Source organism: Flavobacterium sp., from assembly GCF_040402895.1.
GTDB lineage: Bacteria > Bacteroidota > Bacteroidia > Flavobacteriales > Flavobacteriaceae > Flavobacterium.
Window position 1 is genome coordinate 110,918 of sequence record NZ_JBBALR010000007.1, and the last position, 21,824, is coordinate 132,741.

A 21,824-nucleotide genomic window follows, 5' to 3' on the forward strand; every position below is an offset into this window, starting at 1 on the left:
TTTTCTATTTGGAATTTCAACAGTTAAATATCATCAAAATTAATTTTAATTTCAGCGGAAGTTGGTACCGCTTGACAAGCTAAAACCAATCCTTCAGCCACTTCATTATCGGTTAAAATTTGGTTTTTCTTCATGGTAGCGCTTCCTTCTGTTACCCTACAAATACAGCTGCTACAAATACCCCCTTGGCAAGAATAAGGCACGTCTAAACCTTGTTTTAAAGCCGCTTCTAAAATGGTTTGCTTCTGACTCATTTCAAAAGTAACTTCGTCTGCATCTACTAAAATTGAAATGTTCGTATGACCTTCATTTCCAGTTGCAACTTTGTTTTCTGAGGCAGTTGAAGTTCCAAACAATTCAAATTTAATATCTTTTTCAGCTACATTGTTTTCTTTTAAAGTCGCCGTAACTACTTGTATCATTGCTTCGGGTCCGCACAAGTAAAACTTAGAAAAGGTTTTATCAGCATGTTTATTTTTAAGCACTGTATTTACAACAGTTTTGTCAATTCTTCCAGATAATTCGCCTGCAATATTGGCTTGACTATACACAAAATGCACAAAAAATCGACCAAAATTTTTTAATTGAAGCGTCTTTAATTCCTCGTGAAATATTGTTTCCGATTCGTCTTTATTGCCGTAAATTAAAACAAAAGTACTATTTGGTTCTTCTTCTAACATGCTTTTTGCAATTGACATTACTGGCGTAATTCCGCTACCAGCTGCAAAAGCGGCATAGCTTTTTTGATGATCTTGTTTGGGTTCAAAAGTAAATTTTCCTTCAGGAATACTTACTTCTAATAAATCGCCAACAGCTAATTTATTATTGGCAAATTTCGAAAAAGTCCCGTTTTTTACTTCTTTTATTGAAATTCGCATTTCACCACTTTTTGGTGAAGAACAAATAGAATACGCTCTACGAAGTTCTGTGCCGTCTAAAGTAAGCTTTAAGGTTACATATTGTCCAGCTATAAATTGGTAAGCCGATTTTAGTTCTTGTGGAATATTAAAAACGATGGAAACCGCATTTTTTGTTTCTCGTTTGATTTCTTTTATTGCTAATTTATAAAAATCCATGTTATATATTATTTTGTAAACAACGCTTTTAATTCCGTTGCGTCACTGGGTTTCATTTTTCCTGCCAATACCAAGCTTAATTGTTTTCTTCTTAGTGCGGCTTCAAAACGTTCAATTTCTAATTTGGTTTGTGGTTCAATGGGCGGCACTGGAATAGGTCTTCCGGTTTCATCAACGGCTACAAAAGTATAAATGGCTTCGTTGGCTTTGTTTTTAATACCTGATTCTCTGTCTTCAATCCAAACATCAATAAAAATTTCCATGGATGTATTGAAGGTTCTCGATACTTTAGATTCTACTGTAACCACGCTTCCTAACGGAATGGCTCTATTAAACGCCACATGATTTACCGAAGCGGTAACGCAAATTCTTCTCGAATGACGGCGCGCAGTAATACTAGCGGCTCTATCCATACGCGCTAATAATTCGCCACCAAATAAATTGTTTAATGGATTGGTTTCGCCAGGCAACACTAAATCGGTTAGTGTAGTTACGGAATCTGAAGGATATTTGTTTTGCATTATTTTTTTTACAAAGATACTAACTCTGATTTAAAAAAAGGGCATAAAAAAATCCCAAATTGGGATTAGTCTATAAGCAACCAAGCTTCTACGCTATCTTTTGCTTTTATTTCAGTTTTTAAATTCTGTGCCTCATTTAAATTAGAAAAACTTCCAAAAGCAACAGGTATTAAACCGTATTTGTTTTCTGTTAGTAAATGCGCTTCAAAACCTTTTGATATTAAATCATTCATGGCTTTTGTCGCGTTTTGTTTGCTTCTGTAAGCGCCAGCTATCACATGGTATTTTCCATTATGCGTGGCTTCTAAAGTTAAATCAACTGCGTTTATTGGATTTGGAATCACAAAAGTAGCCTCTTGAAGTTTTTGATTTATTTTCTCTTGTACTGTTTTTTCTACGATACTCGTTTGTTGTTCAATTGTATAGTCATAATACATTTTGTAACCATACGTGCCTGCTGAGGCAAAAATAGCTACTGCTGCAGCATATTTCATCCAGTTTTTGGTACGATTTTTTCCGTTTAAAGGAATAACAGGCGTTTCTTCTTCAACTGTATTATCAATTGAAACAGGTGCTTCAACAATAGTTTCTACTTCTGAAGTAATTTGATTTGCTCTTGCTATTTCTGGCGAATTAAAACCAGCTAAACCAAAAGAATCTGTCAAATAATTAATAGCCGTATTGGGTTTGAAAACAAAATTATGTTCGGAATTTGAAAAAATTTCACCAATATTTTCTAATACTAAGTTTTCTTTATTTTCTAGTTTTTCCAACCAAAAAACCACTTGCGTTTGAATTTTACTTAAGGCGTTTTCGTAACTAATTTTTTCTTGTAATGCGATATGATTGGCCAATAAACCATCATTGTTTTTTATATGAGAATTAAAAGAAATTACTTTTTTCGGCGGCACAAACGAATTTTGAGACACAATAACTTGTGCAGATTGCCATTCGCATAAAAACGCTCCAAAACCCGGAACGCCAACGCATTGGTATCTGTACAACAATTCTGAAATGTATTTTTCTATTTTCATCTATGCAAAAATAAGTATTCAAGCCCAAAAACAAAATTTTATTAACAATTTTTATTAACAATTTTAAAATTAATTTTCTTCGTTTTATAGGTTGTTATAAAATTAATAAAAAAATAAATATATTTGTAAGATATAGTATACGCCATGTTACATAACGAATTATTTTACACGCTCGCACTCTTAAAAGTGGAAGGAATTGGTGACGTTGTTGCCAAAAAACTTATTAAGCACTGTGGTTCTTCTACAGCTGTTTTTCAATCTTCAAAAAAATCATTGATAGCCATTGATGGTATTGGTGAATTTCTTTACAAAAATTTGCAAGAAAAAGCTGTTTTTCAATTGGCCGAAAAAGAACTTCGTTTTATCGAAAAGGAACACATTTCTTATTCTTATTTTGAAGACGCTTTTTATCCAGAACGGCTGAAAAATTGTGTAGACGGCCCAACTATTTTATTTCAATCGGGGACTATTGATTTGCAAAACAAAAAGTTAATCAATATTGTTGGAACCCGACAAATCACAGCCTATGGTATAGATTTTACAAAAAAACTTATTTCAGATTTAGCACCTTTAAATCCTGTAATTGTTAGTGGTTTTGCTTATGGCGTAGACATTGTGGCGCATCAAGCGGCTATGCAAAATAATTTACAAACTGTTGGCGTTTTAGCTCATGGTCTAAATCAAATTTATCCAAAATCACATAAAAAGTATGTTTCTCAAATGGAACAAAACGGCGGTTTTATGACCGAATTTTGGAGCACCAGCAATCCAGAAAGAGAGAATTTTATCAAAAGAAACCGAATTGTTGCGGGTATGTGTGAAGCTACAATTGTTATAGAAAGTGCAGAAAAAGGCGGCTCATTAATTACGGCCAGCATTGCAAATGACTATAACCGCGATGTATTTGCTGTTCCTGGTCGAATTTCAGATAAATTTAGTCAAGGCTGTAATAATTTAATTAAAACCCAGCGAGCGCATTTACTAAACAGTGCGGCAGATTTAATTTATATTTTGAATTGGGATATTGTTTCTAAAAAAGAAAGTAAATCCATCCAAAAACAACTGTTTGTTTCCTTAACGGAAGACGAGCAAAAAATTTATAACTATTTAATAAATAAAGAAAAAGAATTTATGGATATAATAGCTTTAGATTGCGATTTCCCTATTTTTAAAATCTCATCTTTGTTACTAAATATGGAATTAAAAGGCGTTATTAGACCTTTGCCAGGTAAGTTGTTTGAAATCGTATAATTTTCAAATGCTACACAAAACCTAATTTCTCCCTTACTCTTTTTAAAACGCCATCTGCAACTTTTCCTGCTTTTGCAGCGCCTTCAAAAAGTAATTTGTCTACTTCTGCAGGATTATTTATGTAGTGATTATATTTTTCTCTTTCGGTTTTAAATTTTTCAGTAATTAAATCAAATAGTGCTTGTTTGGCGTGTCCAAAACCATAATTTCCAGCTAAATAGTTTGCTTTTAATTGGGCGATTTGTTCTTCTGTACCTAATAATTTATAAAGTCCAAACACATTACAAGTATCTGGATTTTTTGGTTCCTCTAAAGGTGTGCTATCTGTTTCAATGCCTTTGATTTGTTTTAATAAAGCCTTATCATCCAGAAAAATATTGATAAAATTATTTCGAGATTTACTCATTTTATGTCCATCTGTTCCAGGAATTAACATAGTTTCTTCGCTTGTTTTTCCAACCGGTAACACAAATGTTTCTCCCATTTGATGGTTAAATCGAGAAGCCACATCTCTGGTAATTTCTAAATGTTGCATTTGATCTTTTCCAACAGGGACAATTTCGGCATCGTATAATAAAATATCGGCAGCCATAAGCATAGGATAAGTAAATAATCCTGCATTTACATCTTCTAATCGGTCCGCTTTGTCTTTAAACGAATGGGCTAATGTTAAGCGTTGAAAAGGAAAAAAACAACTCAAATACCAAGATAATTCTGCGGTTTGTGGCACATCGGACTGTCGGTAAAACACTACTTTACTGGTATCTAATCCACATGCTAACCAAGCGGCAGCCGTGCTGTAAGTGTTTTGTTTGAGTTCTGTTCCGTTTTTAATTTGTGTAATCGCATGCAAATCAGCAATAAATAAAAACGATTCATTCGCAGGATTATTTGCCATTTGTATAGCCGGAATAATCGCACCTAATAAATTTCCTAAATGTGGCGTTCCTGTGCTTTGAACACCTGTTAATATTTTTGCCATTTTGATTCTTGTTTTTGCAAATGTAAGTTTTTAAGTAAAAAGAGCCAAGTAAAATGGCACAAGTAAAATGAATAAGTTTTTTAAAATTGTTTACTTTTGAAATTCGAATACAATTTGAGAAATGAAATTATTTAAATATCCGTTTTGGTTGCTATACCGTATCTGGTTTTACCTTTTGGTTTTGCTACCAATACTAGTGTTATTTCCGCTTATTCTAATTACTATTTTAAGTGAAAACACCTATTCTTTATTTTTTAAAATTGCAAGACTTTGGGCTCGATTTATTTTAATTGGAATGGGTTTTAGATATTCTATAAAAGGCACAGAAAATTTTGAAGTAGGTAAAAGTTATATGTTGGTAGCTAACCATACTTCAATGACGGACATTATGTTGATGTTGTTAGCTGTAAAAAACCATCCGTTTGTATTTGTTGGGAAAAAAGAATTGGTTAAAATTCCCATTTTTGGATTTATTTATAAGCGGGTTTCTATTTTGGTTGACCGAGAAAATAGTAAAAGTCGATTTGCTGTTTTTGAACGGGCACAAAACAGAATTCAACAAGGTTTGAGTATTTGTATTTTTCCTGAAGGCGGCGTGCCTGATGAAAGTGTGCTTTTAGATGAATTTAAAGACGGCGCTTTCCGAATTGCTATTGAACACCAACTTACAATTATTCCGATAACTTTTTATGATAACAAAAAACGATTTTCTTACACTTTTTTTAGTGGCTCACCAGGAAAAATGAGGGCTAAAATTCATCTACCAATAGAAACAATTGGAAAAACGATGGATGATAAATTTCACTTGAAACAAGAAGTTAGAGATATTATTTTATCAGAACTTCAAAAATAATAAGCATAAAAAAACGCCTAATTAGGCGTTTTTTATTGTACGTCAACTGAAAATTCTTCAAAAATATTTACTCCGTTGGCGTCTTTACCTTTCCAAAATTTTAAAAGATAAGTTCCTGCTGTAGCAGGTTTAAACTTTAAAACTTGCGTTTGCAATTGATTGAGTAATGGCAAACAGCCTTGTTCTTCTATTACATAATTTAGTACGGCAATAGTTCTTGTAGAAGCATCTTTGGTGTAATAAAAACCCTCAAAACCGTGACAACTAGAAGGTTTTGAATACGTAACTTCTATTTCGTTTACGGTATTTGCAGTAAAGGTTGTAGGTAAAACTACCGTTTCTACAGGGACTAATTCTAAATGAACTCTTGGGCCATCTGGTTCTTGAGTACAAGAAATAGATAATACAAAAAAACCGATAAGTGCTATTAATTTTTTCATAATACAACTTTTTAAAAATTCCGAATCTTCAATTTTGTTTTAATCAAAAAACCATCCTAAAATAGGATGATTTCATGTGTTATGCGTTTTGTTCTTTTAGTAATTCTTTAATTTTAACTTCTAACTCATCCATTAATTCTGGATTGTCTTTTATTAATTGTTTTACAGAATCTCTTCCTTGCCCTAACTTGGTTTCACCATAACTAAACCAAGAGCCGCTTTTCTTTATTATTTCAAAATCTACGGCTAAGTCTAAAACTTCACCAACTTTAGAAACCCCTTCACCATACATAATGTCAAATTCTGCAGTTCTAAATGGTGGTGCTACTTTGTTTTTAACAATTTTTACTTTCGTTCTGTTACCAATAACATTGTCGCCATCTTTAATTTGCGATGAACGTCTAATATCAATTCTTATGGAAGCATAAAATTTTAAAGCATTTCCACCAGTTGTAGTTTCTGGACTTCCAAACATTACCCCAATTTTATCTCTCAACTGATTGATAAAAAACACGGTACATTTTGTTTTATGAATGGTTCCTGTTAATTTTCTTAACGCTTGCGACATCAAACGGGCATGTAATCCCATTTTGCTGTCACCCATATCGCCTTCAATTTCACTTTTTGGTGTCAATGCGGCAACCGAGTCAATGACTACAATATCTACAGCACCTGAACGAATTAAACTTTCAGCAATTTCTAATGCTTGTTCTCCGTTATCAGGTTGCGAAATAATTAAATTATCAATATCAATACCTAATTTTTCTGCATAAAAACGGTCAAAGGCGTGTTCTGCATCAATAAATGCTGCAATTCCTCCTGCTTTTTGTGCTTCTGCTATGGCGTGTAAGGTTAGGGTGGTTTTACCAGAAGATTCTGGTCCGTAAATTTCGATAATTCTTCCTTTCGGATATCCATTTACTCCCAATGCAATGTCTACGCCTAAAGATCCTGATGAAATGGTTTCTACTTCTTCTACAGCAGAATCGCCCATTTTCATTACAGCTCCTTTACCGTATGTTTTGTCTAATTTGTCTAATGTTAGTTGTAAGGCTTTTAATTTTGCTTCTTTTTCTGTGCTCATAATAATTAATTTTTCGTAAAAATACAGAATTTTTTTATTGCAACAAATTTTGTTTGTAAGTTTCTTGATACATTTTCAATTAAAAAATATTTTTATCTTTGTCAATGAATTCTTCCATTTAGAATTCGTTTTTTATTTCTTTAAGTCGTGATTATCACGGCTCTAACCTTAAAATGTTTATAGCATGCAACTGTACAACACCTTAAGCGCAGAAGAAAGAGCTAAGTTAATTGATCAAGCCGGTCAGCGTTTAACGCTTTCTTTTTATGCGTATGCCAAAATTGAAAATCCCACATTATTTAGAAATGATTTGTTTTTGAAATGGAACAAATTAGACGCCTTGGGCCGAATTTATGTTGCAACCGAAGGTATAAATGCACAAATGTCTGTTCCAGCAGAAAATATAGATGCTTTCAGAGAAACGCTTGAAGCTTACGATTTTATGAAAGGCATTCGATTGAATATTGCCGTTGAACACGATGATCATTCCTTTTTAAAATTAACGATAAAAGTTAGACACAAAATTGTAGCTGATGGATTAAATGACGATACGTTTGATGTAACCAACAAAGGGGTACATTTAAACGCCCGAGAATTTAATAAAATTTTAGAAGACCCAAATACAATTGTAGTCGATTTTAGAAATCATTATGAAAGTGAAGTCGGACATTTTACAGGCGCAATTACGCCAGATGTTGAAACTTTTCGTGAAAGTTTACCAATTATCAATGAGCAATTAAAAGACTATAAAGAAGATAAAAACTTAGTGATGTATTGCACAGGCGGTATTCGTTGCGAAAAAGCCTCTGCTTATTATAAGCATCAAGGGTTTAAAAACGTTTTTCAGTTAGAAGGCGGCATTATTAACTATGCCAAACAAATTAAAGAAGAAGGTTTAGAAAGTAAATTTATTGGTAAAAACTTTGTATTTGATCACCGTTTGGGCGAACGAATTACTGATGATATTATTGCGCAATGTCATCAATGTGGCAAACCTTGTGACACCCACGTAAATTGCGCTAATGAAGCATGTCATTTATTATTTATTCAGTGCGATTCTTGTGCTGAAAAAATGGAAAATTGTTGTTCCACAAGTTGTGTCGAAACCATTTATTTACCTTTAGAAGAACAAGAAAACCGTAGAAAAGGATTAAAAAATGGAAATATGATTTTTCAAAAAGGAAAATCACCAGCGTTAACATTCAAACAAACTTCGGAAAGAAATATATTTGAAGAAATCGCTCAAAAACCCGTAAAAGTTTCTACGGTTACCCAAATTAGAAAACGTAAATTAACGACTGAAAGAAAAACATATATTGGTAAGGGACAACATTATTTCAACAAAGCACAAGTAGGGCAATTTCTGATTGAAAACCAAGAGTTAAATACGGGAGACACGATTTTTATTTCAGGTCCTACAACAGGAAACGAGAAAATGCTAGTGGGTACCATGTTGATAAATGGAATAGAAAATACCACTGCAAAACCTGGCGATAAAGTAACTTTTGTAGTGCCATTTAAAATTAGAGAATCAGATAAAATCTATAAAATTTAACCACCAGTTATAACAAAAAATAAACCTGTTACGTTATATAAAAGTGACAGGTTTTTTTGTTTATAAAAACTTGAAAAATCAAAAGTTTAAATTCAGTTAAAAAAATGCTATCTTTACGCTCAAAATAACATTTGAAATCGCAAATTAAAAAGTCTTGTTGTAAACAAGTTCAAAAAAAAGAAAGCGATACCAAATGACATTTGAAAAATAATATAATCAACATTTGAAAAGTAGTTTCAATTTTTTTGAGACGATCAATATATATAAATTATGGCATGTACAAGTTGTTCAACTTCCGATGGTGGTGCACCAAAGGGGTGTAAAAATAATGGGACTTGCGGCACCGATAGCTGCAACAAATTAACGGTTTTCGATTGGTTAGCCAATATGACTTTGCCTGGCGGACAAGCACCTTTTGATTGTGTAGAAATACGTTTTAAAAACGGAAGAAAAGAATATTTCAGAAATACCGAAAAACTAACTTTAAGCATAGGTGATGTAGTAGCTACAGAAGCTTCTTCTGGTCACGATGTAGGTTTAGTATCTTTAACAGGTGAATTAGTTCGTGTTCAAATGAACAAGAAAAATGTAAAAGACAATGCCGAAATTCCTAAAGTTTATCGCAAAGCGACTCAAAAAGACATTGATATTTGGCACGGCGTAAGAAATAAAGAAGATGCCATTCAGGTTCGAGCGCGTGAAATTGCCATTGCCATTAAATTAGAAATGAAAATTTCGGATATAGAGTTCCAAGGCGATGGTTCAAAAGCCACGTTTTATTACACTGCTAATGATCGTGTCGATTTCCGACAATTGATTAAAGAATATGCAAGCGAATTTAAAATTCGTGTTGAAATGAAACAAGTGGGTTTCCGTCAAGAAGCTGCACGTTTAGGTGGAATTGGTTCTTGTGGGCGCGAATTATGTTGTTCTTCTTGGTTAACCGATTTCAGAAGTGTGAATACATCTGCAGCCAGATACCAACAATTATCTTTGAATCCACAAAAATTAGCTGGGCAATGCGGAAAGCTTAAATGTTGTTTAAATTATGAATTAGATACGTATTTAGACGCGCTAAAAGGCTTGCCTGACATGGACACAAAATTGCTTACCGATAAAGGCGATGCCTATTGCCAAAAAATAGATATTTTCAAAAATTTAATGTGGTTTTCGTATGCGAATGCACCTGCTCACTGGCACACACTTACTGCAGAAAAAGCCAAAGAAATTGTTGCGATAAACAAACAAGGCAAAAAAATCGCTCAATTAGAAGACTTTGTAGAAGAAGTATCTACCCTAAATGTGGAGAAAAAATTCGAAAATGTGGTTGGACAAGATAGTCTAACACGTTTCGATCAACCTAAAAGAAAATCGAACAATAATAATAAAAGAAGAAAGAAACCGTTTAAAAAAAATGAATAATACTTTTTTTAAAATAGTAAGTTTTTTCTTGATTTTTGTGGTAATTTCTTGCGACAAAAAACAAGTTTTTGATGAATATTATGCCTTTGACGGCACTTGGAAAAAAAATAAAAAAGCTACGTTTACTTTTGAACAAAAAGACACCACAAGTGTCTATAATTTATTTTTAAATGTTCGAAACAACAACGATTATCCATATAATAATTTGTTTTTAATTGTGTCATTAAACCAGCCAAACGGAAAAGTGATAGTAGATACTTTAGAATATCAAATGGCAAATCCAGATGGCACTCTATTAGGAACTGGTTTTTCAGATGTAAAAGAAAGCAAACTATGGTATAAAGAAAATTATAGTTTTGAAAAACCTGGAAAATACACGTTAGAAGTAGAACACGCGCTTAGACAAACCGGAAAAGTACAAGGCGTAAAAGACTTAACCGGTATTACAGATTTAGGATTTAGAATTGAAAAAAGAAAATAAAGAAAAAATGGCAACTAACAACACCCAAGTCAGTTATTCAGATTACGTAAGAAAATTTTGGAAATTATTCGGCTACACTTTTGGTGGCATATTATTATTTTTTCTTTTAGCATCGTGGGGATTTTTTGGAAAAATGCCTTCCTTTGACGAGTTAGAAAATCCAGATACCAATATCGCTACAGAAATTATTTCTTCTGACGGCGTTACATTAGGGAAATTTTATAAAGAAAACAGAACGCCTGTAAAATATCAAGACTTACCAAAGCATTTAGTAGATGCATTAGTAGCTACTGAAGACGAACGTTTTTACGAACATTCTGGTGTAGATGCTAAAGGAACATTAAGAGCCATTTCAAGTTTAGGAAGAAGCGGTGGAGCAAGTACCATTACCCAACAATTAGCCAAAAATTTATTTCATGGTGAAGGCTCTAAATTTTTACCATTTCGTATCATTCAAAAATGTAAAGAATGGATTATTGCTACAAAATTAGAACGTCAATACACCAAACCCGAAATTATAGCCTTGTATTTAAATAAAGTTGATTTTGTAAACAGTGCTGTCGGCATTCGTTCCGCTTCAAAAATTTATATGAATAAAGAACCTAAAGATTTAACTTTAGCCGAAAGTGCTTTATTTGTTGGAATGCTAAAAAACCCAGCCTTATTCAATCCTACAAAAGAAAAAAGAAAAGAAAAAGTTTTCCAACGCAGAAATACCGTTTTAGATCAAATGGTAAAAAACAAGTATTTATCTGAAGCAAAGGCAGCAGAATTGAAGCGAATTCCCGTTAAGATTAATTTCAAACCAGAAAGTCACGCAGAAGGAACAGCAACCTATTTTAGAGAATACTTACGTGAAAGTTTAAAACCTATCATTAAAGCTATTGAAGACGAAAAAGGAGAAGAAATTGACCTTTACACGGCCGGTTTAAAAATTTATGTGACTGTAGATTCTCGTATGCAACAATATGCTGAAGAAGCAGTAGAAGAACATTTATCTAACTTACAACCCGAATTTAATCGTCGTCAAAAAGACAATCCAACGGCGCCATTTTTAGATATTACACCTTCGGAAACTCAGGAAATCATGAATCAAGCCATGAAAAATTCGGAGAGATGGCGTATTATGAGTATCAACGGAAAATCGGATGCTGAAATTAAACAATCTTTTGAAGTGCCAGCTAAAATGAAAATTTTTACTTGGAAAGGCGAAAAAGATACCATTATGAAACCTAAAGATTCTATTTTATATTACAAACATTTCTTGCAAACCGGAATGATGGCTATGGAGCCACAAACGGGTCATGTAAAAGCTTGGGTGGGTGGAATAAATTATAAATATTTTCAATACGACCACGTTGGTCAAGGTGCCCGTCAAGTAGGTTCCACTTTTAAACCATTTGTATACGCTACAGCTATTGACAGATTACAAAAATCGCCTTGCGACATGATAATGGATTCGCCATTTACCATTCTAAAAGGAGATAATAACGATAAAAATTGGACACCAAACAATTCAGATGGAAAATACCGCGGATTGGTTTCTATGAAAAAAGCGTTGGCAAACTCTATAAACACCGTATCAGCACGTTTAATTCAAGAAGTGGGTGCGCCAGCAGTTGTGGAAATGGCCAAAAATTTAGGTGTAACTTCCACTATCCCAAATCGCCCAGCAATTGCTTTGGGCGCAGTAGAAATTACTGTAGAAGAAATGGTTGCGGCTTTCAGTACTTTCGCCAATGAAGGCGTTTATATTAAACCGCAATTAATCACAAAAATCGAAGATAAAAATGGCGTGGTGATTTACCAAGGCGTAGAAGAATCGCACGATGTGGTAAATAAAGATGTCGCGTATTCGGTTATTAAATTAATGGAAGGCGTTACAGAATCAGGTACGGGTTCTCGTTTGCGTTGGGCCGCTTCGGCACCATCCAATTTTTTAACAGGTGTGCCATATAATATCAAAGGACCAGTTGCAGGAAAAACAGGAACTTCTCAAAACAATTCAGATGGCTGGTTTATTGGAATGGTTCCTAATTTAGCCGCCGGTGTTTGGGTGGGTAATGAAGATCGTTCGGCACATTTTGAAAGTACAAACATGGGGCAAGGGGCTACAACCGCTTTACCTATTTACGGAATTTTTATGCGTAAATGTTTGGCAGATCCAACGCTAAATATTTCACAACAACCATTTAAAAGACCTGCTAATATGTCTATAAAAGTGGATTGCGGGGCAGAACCAAGAAGTTCTGAAAATGATTCTACAGTTACAGATTCTACCGCAGTTCCAATAGATGCCCAACCTGATACAGACGGATTAGACGGATTATAAATTATATTATGATTTCAAGAAAAGTAAACAACGTACAAGAAGCACTTGAAGGAATTCAAGACGGACAGACGATTATGCTAGGAGGTTTCGGACTTTGTGGCATTCCCGAAAACAGTATTGCTGCTTTAGTAGAAAAAAACATTACCAATTTAACTTGCATTTCAAACAATGCCGGTGTAGACGATTTCGGATTGGGCTTGTTATTACAAAAACGTCAAATTAAGAAAATGATTTCTTCTTATGTAGGAGAAAATGCCGAATTTGAACGCCAAATGCTTTCCGGCGAATTAGATGTAGAGCTTACACCACAAGGCACTTTAGCTGAAAAATGCCGCGCTGCACAAGCCGGAATTCCAGCGTTTTTTACGCCCGCTGGTTTCGGAACAGAAGTAGCAGAAGGAAAGGAAACCCGTGAATTCAACGGGAAAATGCACGTAATGGAATTGGCCTACAAAGCCGATTTTTCTATCGTAAAAGCATGGAAAGGCGACGAAGCTGGAAATTTAATTTTCAAAGGAACGGCTCGAAATTTTAATGCATGTATGGCTGGAGCTGCAAAAATTACCATTGCTGAGGTGGAGGAATTAGTACCCGCCGGAACGTTGAATCCAAACGAAATTCACATTCCAGGAATTATGGTCAACCGTATTTTCCAAGGAGAGAAGTTTGAAAAAAGAATTGAGCAAAGAACGGTGAGACAAAAGTAATTGGAAGATTTTATAATTTGAAAATTTGAAGATGAGAAACGATAAAGATAATTTAATTGTAAAATTAACATTCGATCTAGCTCTTGAAATAATTAGTTTTTCGGAGGAAATTAGAAAAACTAATCGTTTTGAAATGGCCTCACAAATTTTCAGAAGTGGAACTTCAATTGGTGCTAATATAAGAGAAGCTCAGAATGCCGAAAGCAAAGCTGATTTTATCCACAAGTTTAAAATTTCAGCAAAGGAAACAGATGAATTACAATTTTGGTTAGAACTCTGCCAAGAATCAGAATTTTATCCAAGTCCTAATGAAGAATTATTTAAAAAAGTACAATCCATAAATTTGATAATTTCTAAGATCATTTCTTCTTCAAAGAAGCGTTAATTTTCAAATCATCAAATTTTCAAATCATCAAATAATAGATGGCATTAGATAAAAATCAAATCGCAAAACGAATCGCCCAAGAAGTTAAAGACGGGTACTACGTAAATTTAGGAATCGGAATTCCAACTTTAGTGGCGAATTATGTTCGTACGGACATTTCGGTAGAATTTCAATCAGAAAACGGAGTTCTAGGCATGGGACCTTTCCCTTTTGATGGAGAAGAAGATGCCGATATTATCAACGCAGGAAAACAAACCATCACCACATTGCCAGGAGCCAGTTTCTTTGACTCGGCGTTTAGTTTCGGAATGATTCGTGCCCAAAAAGTAGATTTAACGATTTTAGGCGCCATGGAAGTTTCTGAAAATGGCGATATTGCCAACTGGAAAATTCCAGGAAAAATGGTAAAAGGAATGGGTGGCGCGATGGATTTAGTAGCTTCAGCTGAAAATATTATTGTAGCTATGATGCATGTAAATAAAGCAGGCGAATCGAAAATCTTAAAGAAATGTACTTTGCCATTAACCGGTGTAGGTTGTGTGAAAAAAGTCGTTACTGAATTAGCGGTTTTAGAAGTAACATCCAAAGGATTTAAATTGTTAGAACGGGCACCAGGCGTTTCAGTAGAAGACATTATCAAAGCCACAGAAGCTGATTTAATCATTGAAGGAAACATTCTGGAAATGAATATATAATTAATCAATTTGAAGATTTGAGAATTTGAAAATGGGCTACTCGGTTATTTTCAAATTCTCAAATTTTTTCATTTTCAAATCAAACTATGTTTCCAAAAGTAATTCTAAAATCAGGTAAAGAAAAATCCATTCAACGTCGTCATCCTTGGATTTTCAGTGGTGCGGTATATGGCGTGAGTCGTGAAATAAACGACGGCGAGATGGTCGATGTAGTCGATTCAAAAAACCAGCATTTAGGAACAGGCTATTTCAGTGATAAAGGAAGTATTGTGGTTCGTATTTTAACTTTCGGCGATGAAACGTTTTCGGAAACTTTTTGGAAAGATAAACTACAATCGGCTTGGTATTTACGCACTCAATTATTGGATTTTGAAGTGACCAATGCATTCCGAGTGATTCACGGAGAAGGCGATGGCATTTCGGGATTAATTATCGATTATTATGATAAAAATTGGGTCATTCAAGCACATTCTACTGGAATTTTTCTTCAAATGGAACAAATTGCGGAAGCCATACAAACAAATTTTTCGGAGCATTGCGAAACCATTTATTGTAAAAGTTCAGGAACGTTACCGAATATTGGTACTGATTATTTTTTATTCGGAAACAAAGTCGAAACCGTTGCCAAAGAGAACCACATTTTGTTTTCGGTAAATTGGGTAGAAGGTCAAAAAACAGGCTTCTTCTTAGACCAACGTGAAAACAGAAAATTAGTAGGTGAATTCTCCAAAGGCAAAAAAGTACTCAATACGTTTTGTTACACGGGCGGATTTTCTATTTACGCCATGAATGCTGGTGCAGAATTAGTTACTTCGGTGGATATTTCTCAAAAAGCCGTGGATTTAGCAGCCAGTAATATGGAATTAAACTTTCCAAAAGCCAATCATAATGCAGTTGCTGACGACGTGTTCAACTTCATGAAAGAACACACGCAACAATACGACGTGATTGTATTAGATCCGCCCGCTTTCGCGAAAAGCATCAAAAGTAAACATACCGCAACGCAAGCCTACAAACGTTTAAACATTGCCGGTTTAAAAGCCTTGGCACCTAATGGGATTTTATTCACATTCTCGTGCTCGCAAGTGATAGACGATGTGTTGTTTTACAATACCGTTGCCGCTGCAGCCATAGAAACAGGAAGAAACATAAGAGTATTGCATAAACTAGAACAAGGCCCCGATCACCCAACCAATATTTACCATCCAGAAGGGCATTATTTAAAAGGATTGGTGTTGTTTGTGGAGTAGCGTTTTAGTGTTCAGTTTTCAGCAATTTGCAATTAGCTATCAGCATTATATAATAGGGTTTATTAATTTTTTATTAGAAAGAAATAATAACACAATAATTTTTATTATATTGCTTTACAATTCTTTCGCCCCATGAAACGGATACTTATCTTCTTTAAATGGTTTTTTATAAGCAGTGTTGGCTTCATTCTTATCTTGTATGTGTTTGATACAGAATACTTGCTTCGTGCCGTAAAAACTATTTATTTAAAAGGACATACCACCGCTTTTTTAGAAGATTATAAAGAATTTCCAAACCGTACCATTCAAAAAGGAATAGCACAACCTTGGGCCGTTTCTAAAGATTACAATAGCGTTCCGGCTACGGAAAAGTTAAATACGACTCACAAAAACTTACAAACGGTTGCATTTCTTATCATTAAAAAGGATAGTATTTGGCATGAAAGTTATTTTGATGGGTACACCAACACGTCTAAAAGTAATTCTTTTTCCATGGCCAAAAGCATTGTTTCGGCCGCTTTAGGTAAAGCCATAATGCAAGGAAAAATTAAAAATTTAGATCAAAAAGTTACCGATTTTTTCCCAAAATTAAAAGGCAAATTTGCTAAAGAAGTCACGGTTGGCGATTTGTCGTCTATGGCCTCTGGTTTAAGTTGGGACGAAAAATACTATAGTCCATTTTCTATTGTAACTCGCGCGTATTTTGACGACCAGTTAAAAGAAGTTATTTTAGGTTTAAGCATCAAAGACAAACCAGGGCAAAAATTTAATTATTTAAGTGGCGCCACACAATTATTAGCGATGTGTATTGAAAAAGCTACAGGAATGTATCTTTCTAATTATGTGTCTGAGCATTTTTGGAAACCTATGGGTGCTGAAAACGAGGCCCTTTGGCAATTAGATGCCGCCGATTTCGGTATTGAAAAGGCCTATTGCTGTATTGCTAGTACTGCTAGAGATTTTGCCCGATTTGGAAAACTATACAAACAAAAGGGAGTTTGGAACGGCAAACAAATTTTAGAGCGTTCTTTTGTGGAAAAATCATTACAACCCCGTTTTTCTGATAGCCCAGAATATGGTTATGGTTGGTGGTTGCATCAAATAAACGGAAGAAAAGTATATTACATGCGAGGTCATTTGGGGCAATTTGTGATAGTACTTCCTGAAGACGATGTTATTATTGTACGATTGGGGCATTTAAAAGGCAAACAAACCCAAACCGACCCTCATAGTAACGATTTGTATTTGTATATTGAAGAGGCGTTAAAAATGATTAATAAAAAGAAATAGATATGCTAAACAACATTCAATTAGACAATATTTTATTTTTAGATATTGAAACAGTTCCAGAAACAGAACATTTTTCGGATTTAGACTCCGATTTTCAAGAACTTTTTGCACAGAAAACGCAATACCAAAGAAAAGAAGACGTTTCTGCAGAAGAATTTTACGAAAGAGCCGGTATTTGGGCAGAATTTGGTAAAATAATTTGCATTTCTGTAGGCTATTTTACGCAAAAAAATGGCGAACGACAATTTAGAGTCACCACTTTTCAAGGAGATGAAGAACGGGTATTATTAGATTTTTCTAATCTAATAAATAATCATTTTAATTTGCCTCAACACGTCATGTGTGGTCATAATGTAAAAGAATTTGATTTTCCGTTTATCGCGCGACGTATGTTAATTCATGGCATAAAAATTCCAGATAAATTAAATTTAATGGGCAAAAAACCTTGGGAAGTACCGCATTTAGATACGTTAGAATTATGGAAATTTGGCGATTATAAACATTTTACCTCATTGAAATTATTGACGAAAGTGTTGGGGGTTCCTTCGCCAAAAGATGATATTGATGGCAGTGAGGTGGCTAAAGTTTTCTATAAGGACAAAAATATTGATCGAATTGCAACTTATTGTGAAAAAGATGTAATTGCAGTAGCGCAAATTATATTAAAGTTGCGATTGCAAAAATTATTAACTTCAGATGAAATTTTGCAAGTGTAAGGCATAAAAAGCACTTCTTTTATTATGTTAATGTTATTTTGACGTTTTTTGTGAGTTTATAAACTGTTAAGATACTGTCAACATATTAAATAATGGTAAATTTGTACGTAATGTCATTTTTATACATAATTTTACAAAAGTTAAGTTATTTTAATTACTTTTATATTTAATATGAAAAAGAAAGACATAAAAATATTATTGGTTGATGACGAACCGGATATTCTAGAAATTGTTGGGTATAATTTAGAGCAAGCGGGCTATCACGTTACCAAAGCAGAAAATGGTAAAGAAGCGGTTAAGCTTGCTATAAAAGTAAAACCACAACTAATTATTATGGATGTGATGATGCCGGAAATGGACGGAATGGAAGCCTGTGAAAAAATTAGAGAAATTCCTGAGTTAAAAGACACCATTATTACCTTTCTTACCGCAAGAAGTGAAGATTATTCGCAAGTAGCCGGTTTTGAAGTTGGTGCCGACGATTATATTGCCAAACCAATTAAACCGAAGTTGTTAGTAAGTAAAGTCAAAGGATTATTGCGAAGATTAAAAGATGAGGAAATAGAAAATTCAGAAACGTTAACAGTAGGTAATTTACAAATTAACCGTGAAGAATATAAAATTATTAAAGACGGCGTTACAATTGTTTTACCAAGAAAAGAATTTGAACTTTTATATTTATTAGCTTCAAAACCAGGCAAAGTATTTACCAGAGCTGAAATTTTAGATAAAGTTTGGGGTAATGAAGTCATTGTGGGTGGAAGAACCATAGATGTCCACATCAGAAAACTTAGAGAAAAAATTGACGAAGATGTTTTTAAAACCATCAAAGGGGTGGGGTACAAAATTGAATTAAATGGCGATTAGTTTTAAAAAATCATACAAATTTGCCTTTAAATCTTCGCTTTACATTTCCTTTTTTGTAGTATTGAGTTTGTTGGTTTATCATAATTTCATTCAACCAATTAACTATTTTATTCTTATTGTTTTTCCAATAACCCTATTCTTTTTTAGTTTTTTTTTAATGCAATATCGTGTAGAAGTCTTCATCTATAAGAGAATTAAAAAGTTATATGATGAAGTTTCACTTTTAGACGCCACTTCCTTAAAAAACAAAACCGTAACTACAGACGTTTCTACTTTAACAAATGATATAAGAAATTTCGCCAAGGAGAAAAAAATCCAAATCGAATCGTTAAATATTCGAGAAGAATATCGTAGAGAATTTTTAGGAAACATTTCTCACGAATTAAAAACACCACTTTTTACAGTTCAAGGTTATTTAGACACGCTTATAGAGGGCGGCGCCATTAAAGACAAAAACTTGCGAGTAAAATATATTGAACGCGCCTCAAAAGGGGTAGAAAGATTAATAAATATTGTGCAAGATTTAGATATGATTTCTAAATTTGAAGTAGGCGATTTAAATATCGATATAGAAGGATTTGATATTATTGCCGAAATCCAAAATGTTTTTGATCTTTTAGAAATGAAGGCCGATGTCAAAAACATTATTTTAATGTTTGATGAAAAATACATTTCTCCCATACATGTATATGCTGATAAAGATAAAATTCAACAAGTTTTAACAAACCTTGTCATGAATTCAATAAAATACGGAAAAGAAAATGGCACTACAGAAATTGCCGTAGAAAAAATAAGCAAAACTAAAATTTTAGTTCGCATTCAAGATAACGGTCAAGGTATTGAACATCAACATTTATCTAGAATTTTTGAACGTTTTTATAGAATCAACAAAAGTGGCTCCAGAGAAGAAGGAGGTTCCGGGTTAGGTTTAGCTATCGTAAAGCATATTATTGAGGCTCATAATGAGAAAATATTTGTGCAAAGTACGTACCAAAAAGGCTCTGAGTTTTCGTTTACCTTGAAAACTAGTAAATAATTATCCGACCGAGACTTTAATTTTTATACTTTTGCAACATAAAATTAATTGTTGTGGGAAGTAAAAATAAATTAAAAAGATTCAACGAAAATGAAACGTTTCCAAATGTTTTTCAGCCAACTCGTGAAGAAGTAGTTACCGATAGTTTAGCGTTAAAAGGAAAATGGAATTCAGATTTCTTTAAAAACAACTCTCCAATTGTGTTGGAATTAGGCTGCGGAAAAGGTGAATATTCTGTAGGATTAGCAGAAAAATTTCCAAACAAAAACTTTATTGGAATTGATATTAAAGGGGCTCGATTTTGGCGCGGTGCTAAAACCGCTGTTGAAAACGGACTAAGTAATGTAGCATTTCTTCGTACTCAAATCGAATTAATACAGCATTGTTTTGTCGAAAATGAAGTAGATGAAATTTGGATTACTTTTCCTGATCCGCAAATAAAATACAAACGCACCAAGCACCGTATGACTAATTCTGAATTTCTTCAGAATTATAAAAAAATACTAAAACCTAATGGGTTAATGCATTTAAAAACGGATAGCGAATTTATGCATGGTTACACGTTAGGATTATTACATGGTGAAGGACATGAGGTTTTATACGCAAACCATAATGTATATAACAATGCCGGCGCACCAGAAGAAGTGACAAGTATTCAAACTTTTTACGAAAGTCAGTATTTAAAAATAAATAAAAACATCACTTACATTCAATTTAAAATTAAATAATGTCGATATTTTTAGCTTTTGCTTTTGCAGTTCTGTTTTCATTTATTGGGGTTTTGCCTCCAGGAATTGTAAATATGACGGTGGCTAATTATAGCGTAAAAAAAACGTTAAATAAAGCTAGAAAGTTTATCAATGGGGCTATTTTAGTTGTTTTTTTACAAAGTATTTTAGCTTTTTACTTTGCTACTTTTTTGGAAAATCATCCACAAGTGATGCAAAATTTAAAGTTAGTTGGAAGCTTAGTTTTTATTTTATTAACCTTATTTTTTTTAGGTAAGGGAATTCAAAGTGCCATTCATACTAAAGACGCAATTAAAAAAAAATCAGCAAAAAGTAAACTGAAACCTTTTTTACACGGGATTTTTATTTCTGGGTTAAATATTTTTCCGATTCCATATTATGCTTTTGTTAGCTTATATCTGTCAGCTTTTATTGAAGATTTTTTTACTAATCTGGTTGGTTTAGCTTTTGCTTTAGGCACAACTTTAGGCACATTTACTGTATTTATGGGCTACGCTTTTTTGTTTAGAAAAATTAAACATAAAGTAGCTTTTTTTATTAAAAATATTAATTTTATAATTGCAATTATTACCGGATTAATAGCTGTTTATACCATTTATAACTTAAATAAGTAACTTGAAAATAAAAGAAGACAATTTTTTTGAACGCGTATATGAAGTCGCTCGAAAAATTCCTTATGGGAAAGTAACTTCTTATGGCGCTATAGCCAAAGCATTGGGCGCAGGTCGTTCTGCAAGAATGGTAGGATGGGCGATGAATGCCTGTCACGGACAATATGATATTCCGGCACATCGCGTGGTCAATCGTTTAGGACTTTTAACGGGTAAACACCATTTTGAAGGTACTAATTTAATGCAACAATTATTGGAAAGTGAAGGCATTCAAGTAATTGATAATCAAATTATAGATTTTAAGAAACACTTTTGGGAGCCTGATTTTTAATAAAAAACGGATTATTTTTTTCATTTCATTGACATAAACAATTCCTATACGTTCATTAACAAACTTTTATCGTTTGTCATTTGTCAATTGTCATTTTCAAACTATCTTTGCAATTCAGATTGAGTTTAAATAAAAGTAAAAATCGTATTCAACATA

General features: G+C 33.5%; 23 protein-coding genes. 17 read left to right on the forward strand and 6 right to left on the reverse strand.

Translation table 11 applies throughout. The annotated features are described in order from the left end of the window. Positions 1–23: 23 nt before the first annotated feature. The 3 genes from ABWP60_RS07720 to ABWP60_RS07730 form a co-directional block, all read right to left on the reverse strand. Entirely contained in the window at positions 24–1,076 is a 1,053-nt protein-coding gene (locus tag ABWP60_RS07720; RefSeq protein WP_353150857.1) for a 2Fe-2S iron-sulfur cluster-binding protein, read from the reverse strand. Between the two features lie 8 nt (positions 1,077–1,084). Further along, a complete protein-coding gene (locus tag ABWP60_RS07725) occupies positions 1,085–1,597 on the reverse strand; it encodes an acyl-CoA thioesterase (protein ID WP_353150860.1) in 513 nt (170 codons plus the stop codon). Between the two features lie 65 nt (positions 1,598–1,662). Beyond that, positions 1,663–2,631, reverse strand: coding sequence for an HU domain-containing protein (locus ABWP60_RS07730; protein ID WP_353150863.1), 969 nt, complete (start codon positions 2,629–2,631; stop codon positions 1,663–1,665). Between the two features lie 144 nt (positions 2,632–2,775). Between ABWP60_RS07730 and dprA the strand changes: the two genes are divergently transcribed. Continuing rightward, positions 2,776–3,882 carry a DNA-processing protein DprA gene (gene dprA, locus ABWP60_RS07735; protein ID WP_353150866.1) on the forward strand — a complete coding sequence of 369 codons (1,107 nt, stop codon included), beginning with the start codon at positions 2,776–2,778 and terminating at the stop codon, positions 3,880–3,882. Positions 3,883–3,892: 10 nt separating this feature from the next. On the opposite strand, the gene trpS is transcribed toward dprA, so the two are convergent. After that, positions 3,893–4,864, reverse strand: coding sequence for a tryptophan--tRNA ligase (gene trpS / locus ABWP60_RS07740; RefSeq protein WP_353150868.1), 972 nt, complete (start codon positions 4,862–4,864; stop codon positions 3,893–3,895). Between the two features lie 121 nt (positions 4,865–4,985). On the opposite strand from trpS, the gene ABWP60_RS07745 reads away from it, so the two are divergent. Beyond that, positions 4,986–5,717: a lysophospholipid acyltransferase family protein gene (locus tag ABWP60_RS07745; RefSeq protein ID WP_353150871.1), complete on the forward strand. Its 732-nt coding sequence runs from the start codon at positions 4,986–4,988 to the stop codon at positions 5,715–5,717. 32 nt (positions 5,718–5,749) lie between these two features. Here the strand turns inward: ABWP60_RS07745 and ABWP60_RS07750 are convergent, their stop codons facing one another. Continuing rightward, positions 5,750–6,157, reverse strand: a complete 408-nt coding sequence (locus tag ABWP60_RS07750; protein ID WP_353150874.1) for a hypothetical protein — start codon at positions 6,155–6,157, stop codon at positions 5,750–5,752. A gap of 79 nt (positions 6,158–6,236) precedes the next feature. After that, on the reverse strand, positions 6,237–7,241 hold the full coding sequence (gene recA, locus ABWP60_RS07755; protein WP_291242689.1) for a recombinase RecA: 1,005 nt from the start codon (positions 7,239–7,241) through the stop codon (positions 6,237–6,239). 184 nt (positions 7,242–7,425) lie between these two features. Here recA and trhO point away from each other — a divergent pair, with 184 nt between their 5' ends. The 15 genes from trhO (at position 7,426) to ABWP60_RS07830 (ending at position 21,668) form a co-directional block, all read left to right on the forward strand. Further along, positions 7,426–8,796, forward strand: a complete 1,371-nt coding sequence (gene trhO, locus ABWP60_RS07760) for an oxygen-dependent tRNA uridine(34) hydroxylase TrhO (protein WP_353150877.1) — start codon at positions 7,426–7,428, stop codon at positions 8,794–8,796. 270 nt (positions 8,797–9,066) lie between these two features. Beyond that, entirely contained in the window at positions 9,067–10,218 is a 1,152-nt protein-coding gene (locus ABWP60_RS07765) for a PSP1 domain-containing protein (RefSeq protein WP_353150880.1), read from the forward strand. Further along, positions 10,211–10,699: a gliding motility lipoprotein GldH gene (locus tag ABWP60_RS07770; RefSeq protein ID WP_353150883.1), complete on the forward strand. Its 489-nt coding sequence runs from the start codon at positions 10,211–10,213 to the stop codon at positions 10,697–10,699. Before ABWP60_RS07765 ends, ABWP60_RS07770 begins: the two co-directional genes overlap by 8 nt. A gap of 7 nt (positions 10,700–10,706) precedes the next feature. Continuing rightward, complete coding sequence (locus tag ABWP60_RS07775) at positions 10,707–13,031, forward strand: penicillin-binding protein 1A (protein WP_353150885.1); 2,325 nt, start codon at positions 10,707–10,709, stop codon at positions 13,029–13,031. Between the two features lie 8 nt (positions 13,032–13,039). Continuing rightward, entirely contained in the window at positions 13,040–13,738 is a 699-nt protein-coding gene (locus ABWP60_RS07780; RefSeq protein WP_353150888.1) for a CoA transferase subunit A, read from the forward strand. Between the two features lie 31 nt (positions 13,739–13,769). Continuing rightward, positions 13,770–14,123, forward strand: coding sequence for a four helix bundle protein (locus ABWP60_RS07785; RefSeq protein ID WP_353150890.1), 354 nt, complete (start codon positions 13,770–13,772; stop codon positions 14,121–14,123). Between the two features lie 38 nt (positions 14,124–14,161). Next, complete coding sequence (locus tag ABWP60_RS07790) at positions 14,162–14,818, forward strand: CoA transferase subunit B (RefSeq protein WP_353150893.1); 657 nt, start codon at positions 14,162–14,164, stop codon at positions 14,816–14,818. Between the two features lie 86 nt (positions 14,819–14,904). Then, positions 14,905–16,068 carry a class I SAM-dependent rRNA methyltransferase gene (locus ABWP60_RS07795; RefSeq protein WP_353150896.1) on the forward strand — a complete coding sequence of 388 codons (1,164 nt, stop codon included), beginning with the start codon at positions 14,905–14,907 and terminating at the stop codon, positions 16,066–16,068. 132 nt (positions 16,069–16,200) lie between these two features. Beyond that, positions 16,201–17,358 (forward strand): serine hydrolase domain-containing protein, encoded by a 1,158-nt coding sequence (locus ABWP60_RS07800; RefSeq protein WP_353150899.1) that lies wholly within the window; start codon positions 16,201–16,203, stop codon positions 17,356–17,358. Between the two features lie 2 nt (positions 17,359–17,360). Then, entirely contained in the window at positions 17,361–18,074 is a 714-nt protein-coding gene (locus tag ABWP60_RS07805; protein ID WP_353150902.1) for a 3'-5' exonuclease, read from the forward strand. Between the two features lie 171 nt (positions 18,075–18,245). After that, positions 18,246–18,941: a response regulator transcription factor gene (locus ABWP60_RS07810; protein ID WP_353150904.1), complete on the forward strand. Its 696-nt coding sequence runs from the start codon at positions 18,246–18,248 to the stop codon at positions 18,939–18,941. Beyond that, positions 18,931–19,977 carry a sensor histidine kinase gene (locus ABWP60_RS07815; protein ID WP_353150907.1) on the forward strand — a complete coding sequence of 349 codons (1,047 nt, stop codon included), beginning with the start codon at positions 18,931–18,933 and terminating at the stop codon, positions 19,975–19,977. Before ABWP60_RS07810 ends, ABWP60_RS07815 begins: the two co-directional genes overlap by 11 nt. Positions 19,978–20,030: 53 nt before the next feature. Next, positions 20,031–20,705, forward strand: a complete 675-nt coding sequence (gene trmB / locus ABWP60_RS07820; protein ID WP_353150910.1) for a tRNA (guanosine(46)-N7)-methyltransferase TrmB — start codon at positions 20,031–20,033, stop codon at positions 20,703–20,705. Continuing rightward, a complete protein-coding gene (locus tag ABWP60_RS07825) occupies positions 20,705–21,340 on the forward strand; it encodes a LysE family transporter (protein ID WP_353150913.1) in 636 nt (211 codons plus the stop codon). Before trmB ends, ABWP60_RS07825 begins: the two co-directional genes overlap by 1 nt. A 7-nt stretch (positions 21,341–21,347) precedes the next feature. After that, positions 21,348–21,668, forward strand: coding sequence for an MGMT family protein (locus tag ABWP60_RS07830; protein ID WP_353150940.1), 321 nt, complete (start codon positions 21,348–21,350; stop codon positions 21,666–21,668). Positions 21,669–21,824 lie beyond the last annotated feature (156 nt).

Coding starts and splice junctions, on each gene's coding strand:
- ABWP60_RS07720 (WP_353150857.1), bottom strand. CDS start 1,076: ATGGATTTTTATAAATTAGCAATAAAAGAAATCAAACGAGAAACAAAA.
- ABWP60_RS07725 (WP_353150860.1), bottom strand. CDS start 1,597: ATGCAAAACAAATATCCTTCAGATTCCGTAACTACACTAACCGATTTA.
- ABWP60_RS07730 (WP_353150863.1), bottom strand. CDS start 2,631: ATGAAAATAGAAAAATACATTTCAGAATTGTTGTACAGATACCAATGC.
- dprA (WP_353150866.1), top strand. CDS start 2,776: ATGTTACATAACGAATTATTTTACACGCTCGCACTCTTAAAAGTGGAA.
- trpS (WP_353150868.1), bottom strand. CDS start 4,864: ATGGCAAAAATATTAACAGGTGTTCAAAGCACAGGAACGCCACATTTA.
- ABWP60_RS07745 (WP_353150871.1), top strand. CDS start 4,986: ATGAAATTATTTAAATATCCGTTTTGGTTGCTATACCGTATCTGGTTT.
- ABWP60_RS07750 (WP_353150874.1), bottom strand. CDS start 6,157: ATGAAAAAATTAATAGCACTTATCGGTTTTTTTGTATTATCTATTTCT.
- recA (WP_291242689.1), bottom strand. CDS start 7,241: ATGAGCACAGAAAAAGAAGCAAAATTAAAAGCCTTACAACTAACATTA.
- trhO (WP_353150877.1), top strand. CDS start 7,426: ATGCAACTGTACAACACCTTAAGCGCAGAAGAAAGAGCTAAGTTAATT.
- ABWP60_RS07765 (WP_353150880.1), top strand. CDS start 9,067: ATGGCATGTACAAGTTGTTCAACTTCCGATGGTGGTGCACCAAAGGGG.
- ABWP60_RS07770 (WP_353150883.1), top strand. CDS start 10,211: ATGAATAATACTTTTTTTAAAATAGTAAGTTTTTTCTTGATTTTTGTG.
- ABWP60_RS07775 (WP_353150885.1), top strand. CDS start 10,707: ATGGCAACTAACAACACCCAAGTCAGTTATTCAGATTACGTAAGAAAA.
- ABWP60_RS07780 (WP_353150888.1), top strand. CDS start 13,040: ATGATTTCAAGAAAAGTAAACAACGTACAAGAAGCACTTGAAGGAATT.
- ABWP60_RS07785 (WP_353150890.1), top strand. CDS start 13,770: ATGAGAAACGATAAAGATAATTTAATTGTAAAATTAACATTCGATCTA.
- ABWP60_RS07790 (WP_353150893.1), top strand. CDS start 14,162: ATGGCATTAGATAAAAATCAAATCGCAAAACGAATCGCCCAAGAAGTT.
- ABWP60_RS07795 (WP_353150896.1), top strand. CDS start 14,905: ATGTTTCCAAAAGTAATTCTAAAATCAGGTAAAGAAAAATCCATTCAA.
- ABWP60_RS07800 (WP_353150899.1), top strand. CDS start 16,201: ATGAAACGGATACTTATCTTCTTTAAATGGTTTTTTATAAGCAGTGTT.
- ABWP60_RS07805 (WP_353150902.1), top strand. CDS start 17,361: ATGCTAAACAACATTCAATTAGACAATATTTTATTTTTAGATATTGAA.
- ABWP60_RS07810 (WP_353150904.1), top strand. CDS start 18,246: ATGAAAAAGAAAGACATAAAAATATTATTGGTTGATGACGAACCGGAT.
- ABWP60_RS07815 (WP_353150907.1), top strand. CDS start 18,931: ATGGCGATTAGTTTTAAAAAATCATACAAATTTGCCTTTAAATCTTCG.
- ABWP60_RS07825 (WP_353150913.1), top strand. CDS start 20,705: ATGTCGATATTTTTAGCTTTTGCTTTTGCAGTTCTGTTTTCATTTATT.